The sequence below is a fragment of the Pseudomonas sp. SST3 genome, from assembly GCF_003325755.1.
In genome coordinates, this window is record NZ_QORI02000133.1 from 1 (window position 1) to 4,096 (window position 4,096).

At 53.0% G+C, this 4,096-nt stretch carries 4 protein-coding genes and 2 pseudogenes; all 6 read left to right on the plus strand.

The window, feature by feature from the left end; genetic code table 11:
* Positions 1-309 precede the first annotated feature (309 nt).
* A pseudogene (locus DQ405_RS25080) lies at positions 310-1,267 on the plus strand (sigma 54-interacting transcriptional regulator).
* Between the two features lie 211 nt (positions 1,268-1,478).
* Positions 1,479-1,703 (plus strand): hypothetical protein, encoded by a 225-nt coding sequence (locus DQ405_RS25085; protein ID WP_014716828.1) that lies wholly within the window; start codon positions 1,479-1,481, stop codon positions 1,701-1,703.
* A 116-nt stretch (positions 1,704-1,819) separates the two neighbouring features.
* Positions 1,820-2,185, plus strand: coding sequence for a hypothetical protein (locus DQ405_RS25090; protein ID WP_032903974.1), 366 nt, complete (start codon positions 1,820-1,822; stop codon positions 2,183-2,185).
* 2 nt (positions 2,186-2,187) lie between these two features.
* Positions 2,188-2,989, plus strand: a pseudogene (gene sctJ, locus DQ405_RS25095) (type III secretion system inner membrane ring lipoprotein SctJ).
* Positions 2,990-3,002: 13 nt separating this feature from the next.
* Positions 3,003-3,584 (plus strand): type III secretion protein, encoded by a 582-nt coding sequence (locus tag DQ405_RS25100; protein WP_236598424.1) that lies wholly within the window; start codon positions 3,003-3,005, stop codon positions 3,582-3,584.
* A partial coding sequence (gene sctL / locus DQ405_RS25105) for a type III secretion system stator protein SctL (RefSeq protein WP_168426407.1) occupies positions 3,562-4,096 on the plus strand: 535 nt, incomplete at its 3' end. The genes DQ405_RS25100 and sctL, both read left to right, overlap by 23 nt.

Genomic DNA, 4,096 nt, shown 5'->3' on the forward strand with positions numbered 1-4,096 from the left:
TATTGACTGCGAACAAAAAGCCGATGCATTGCATCGGCTTTTTTGTGGCCGGTATTTAAGCTTACAAATAAAAACACATATCCAAATACTCAACTATCTCAGAATCTTCCTACTTACCTTTTTCGACGCTTTAACCAAACTAAAGCCGAGCACATTAAAAACTTAAACTTACAGTCATTTTCCTACATTATTCCGGCACATAACTACCTCTTCGCCGGGTGACAACTTTTATATTCTGCGTTCTACTGAGTTGGCGCTTGCACACCGCCCTTCTACAGTGAAGTACTAGCGAACAGGGAGTACACATCGATGTCGGCCTACGTCCAGAAGGATAATACAACAGACGTTTCACTCATCGATGGTCAGGAAATTGAAACCACACTTAACAACACTGCCGCGCTTAACGTTGACATCCTGCTGTTGGGAGAAACGGGTACCGGCAAAGATACGCTTGCACAACGGATTCATCGCTTATCGGGTCGACGAGGTAATTTTGTCGCCGTGAACTGTGCGGCCATCCCTGAAAGCCTGGCGGAAAGCCAGCTGTTCGGTGTCAACAGCGGCGCCTACACCGGGGCAGTGCAATCAAGGGCTGGATTTGTCGAAGCCGCCCACTTGGGTACTCTGTACCTTGATGAGATCGACAGCATGCCCTTGAGCCTGCAAGCCAAGCTACTGCGTGTGCTGGAGTGCCGCGGGGTGGGAGCGCCTGGGTTCGACTCGGTTCATTTCCGTGGACATGCGCGTCATTGCAGTCGGCCCAGCAATCCCTGCAAATCATGGTCGACCAGGGCGCCTTCAGGCGTGATCTCTACTTTCGGCTGAATGTCGTGAACATCGAACTGCCCGCCCTGCGCGATCGGCGCGAGCGCATCATCCCGTTGTTTCTGCAGATGATTCAGGAAGAAGCAGACCAGTTCAATTGCACACCTCCATCGCCTTCTGACGGCCTGTTGCATGAACTGCTCTGCCACCCCTGGCTGGGTAATGTTCGCGAGCTACGCTCGGCAGCGAAACGGTTCGTCCTGGGCCTCCCGCCGCTCTCAGCGCCCGCCTGCCGTCAGCCGCCCCCTCAGACGGACCTGAAGGCACGCCTTCAACAAATTGAAAAGCGTTGATTGAAGAGTCGATGTACCGTCACCAACACTGTGTGGATACCGTAGCCATTGAGCTGGGGGTTGCGAAGCGCACGCTGTATTACAGAATGAAAACAATTGAACATATCATTGGCATAAGCTTGATCACGCCCGGTTCAAAAATCTTATAGTCAAAACCTCAATGATACGAGCCAGCACATGAAGAGCTGATAGTTTCTCAAATATTGAGGATCATATTTCGTTACACCTCCGCTCAAAACTTTTGGAACGCATCCGTTTTATAGGCCACACAATTATAGCTGCAAAATATGTCAACAGCGTCATATCTATGATGATGTTACGGGCAGCGAATACAATTCTTAATTCACAAAGGACCCTTATATGTCAACTATTACCTCAGGTTCGATCTATTCACAAGCGTTGGCAAACACGTCTAACCCATTCACTAAATTTAACGGAGGCACAGGAGACGGATTTGCTGGAGGTGGCGAAGATGGCGCCGAAGGCATCTTCGAAAAGATGAAGGCTGATGCCATAAAAAACGGCTGGAGAAGCGCTGAAGTGAAAAACATTCAAGGGTTGATCCGGTCGGGGTCCGGTCAATAATTATCGGGTGATCGATTACCTTTCAGGCTCTCTAGTCCGAAAGGTAATCATCCCCCTCCCGACAGGCCAGTGTGTACGCCTGTAAAGCTGCGCCCACTTTGATCGAGTAAACCGCCATGCGAATAGCAAACGACCCTTTCTCACAGAAAGGCAGCAGTACGGAACATACCCGTGCAGCCCAGGAACAGTCGCCAGACGGTATGGATGCCAGTTTTTTCACATCGATGCTTGAACGCCCCACCAACACGACTTCTGCCAAGCCTGAAGTCTCGCTCCTTTTGACAGAGGCCTCAAAGCACCTCAGTCACTCAAGAGATGGCTTCGCAAAAATAATCCGCTCAACTAAAAAAGGTATAGATGTTGAGGCCATCAGTACTTACCCACGAGAGTTATATAGCGCACAACTCACATCACAACTCATGGTGAAATGTCTGGCCAAGACAACACAGTGCATCGACAAGATCAGTAACATGCAGTCCTGAGCATGAATAACTCTCTGCGTGTCGTTTTAGTTTTGATCATGGCTTTTATACTGAGCGGATGCGGTGACCGAGTGGAACTTCATCGCCAATTGTCCGAGCAAGAAGCCAATGAGGTCGTCGCCGAATTGGCTGATAAACATATTCGTGCGCAAAAGACCCCGGCCAAAGATGGCGTCGTCGTAACGGTCAATACAAACGACATCGGGCGCGCCGTACGTACCTTGGAAGCGGCAGGCCTTCCTCGACTTGCCCGGACCACCATGGGGGATACATTTCGCAAGGAAGGGGTCATTTCCACCCCCCTGGAAGAGCGTGCCCGCTACATCTATGCCTTATCCCAAGAGCTTGAAACCACCTTGTCCAAGATCGATGGCGTTATTGTCGCACGCGTGCATGTGGTGTTGCCCGAGCGCATTGCGCCAGGAGAGCCGGTCCAACCTGCATCTGCCTCCGTGTTTATCAAGCATGATCCACGCCTGGATCCCGACAACATCCGTGCGCGGGTCCGCAGAATGGTGGCAAGCAGTATTCCCGGGATGACCACAGCGGTGGATAACCCGCAAAAACTCACTGTGGTGTTTGTACCTGCCTCCACTTATCAGGAACAGCAACGCCTGGTGTATTTTCGGCCCCTTCCTGGTGCCTGGCGACGATCTCGGCTTCTGGCGAACCAGCATAATGATTGTGCTGCTCGCTCTGGTTTCGGCCGTGGCCGCCATGATCTTCCTCCAAGCGCGGCGCAAGCGTCACTCCCAGGAGCCGGCCATTAAAGGCGACTCAGCGGGGTCAACGCATGGCACCTAGACCCGACCCCCTCATGCGTGAACAACTGGCCTGGGCTCAGTGGTGGGCTTTTCCCTGGAAGCAGGCCCACGAAGACTGGCGAGGTGAGGAGTATCGTGCGATTGAAAGGCTTTTTTACAACGGCCGGTCAGTGCCCGACAACCTGACGGGTTTTAAAGCCTGCTTGCCTGCTGCGCCTCACGCTACCGTGCTTCGGTTGGCCCTGGCCACGACGGATCAACTGAACCTGGGGCTGGCATTGGTCACGCACATATTCAATCCCGAAGCGTCATCACCATTGAGTGAAAGTCATCACCAGTGGTGCATGCGCCTCTCCATGGCACTGCACCCCTCCATGCTGCCCCCACATTCCGATCCACTGCGACTGCTTCATAGCTGGGTTGAACCGGCTATCTGGCAGCGTCTTCGATTGCGCTTTCCCCGTACACGTGTGAGCGAGGCTGAAATAGCAAACGCCCCACTCGAACATGCAAGCGGCCGATTGAACACTCTCTGGCAGGCCGTCGTCTGGCGCGTCACGACCATGGCGAGCGGCAACACGCCCCTGTCTCGCACAGGTGAGGAAAACAGTAATGTTATGCCGACATACTATTGAGTTACGCAATGACGCATCCGGCGCACGAGGAAGCCTTATCAAGCGCGAAGAGCTTGCCCATTGGGAACACGCCAACCACCTCTTGAGCCACGCCAAGGCACAGGCCGACGAATTGATAAGTATGGCCGAGAAAAAATGCGAGGCCATGCTTGAACAAGCCTCATTGGAAATCTGGCAACGCGCAGATGCACAACTCAAGCAATGGGAACGCGACCGTCAAACGATGCGCGACAACCTTGAACACTATGCGACCTCCATAACCAACCAGGCCATTCGCTGCTTGCTCGGCGAGACGACTGCCCCGCAAAGGCTCGCAGCACTGTTAAAGCACTTGCTGGAGAGCCAAGTTCAGGAAGTCAGCGCGACGCTGCTCTGTCATCCCCTTGATCTTGAGGAAATAAGGCAGAGCCTTGCACGCCACAAGAGCAACGCCTGGAAGTTAAGCGCCGACGACACAGTTCATCTTCAGACCCTCGTACTGAAAACAGATGAGGGCGACTTCCGTATCAGCT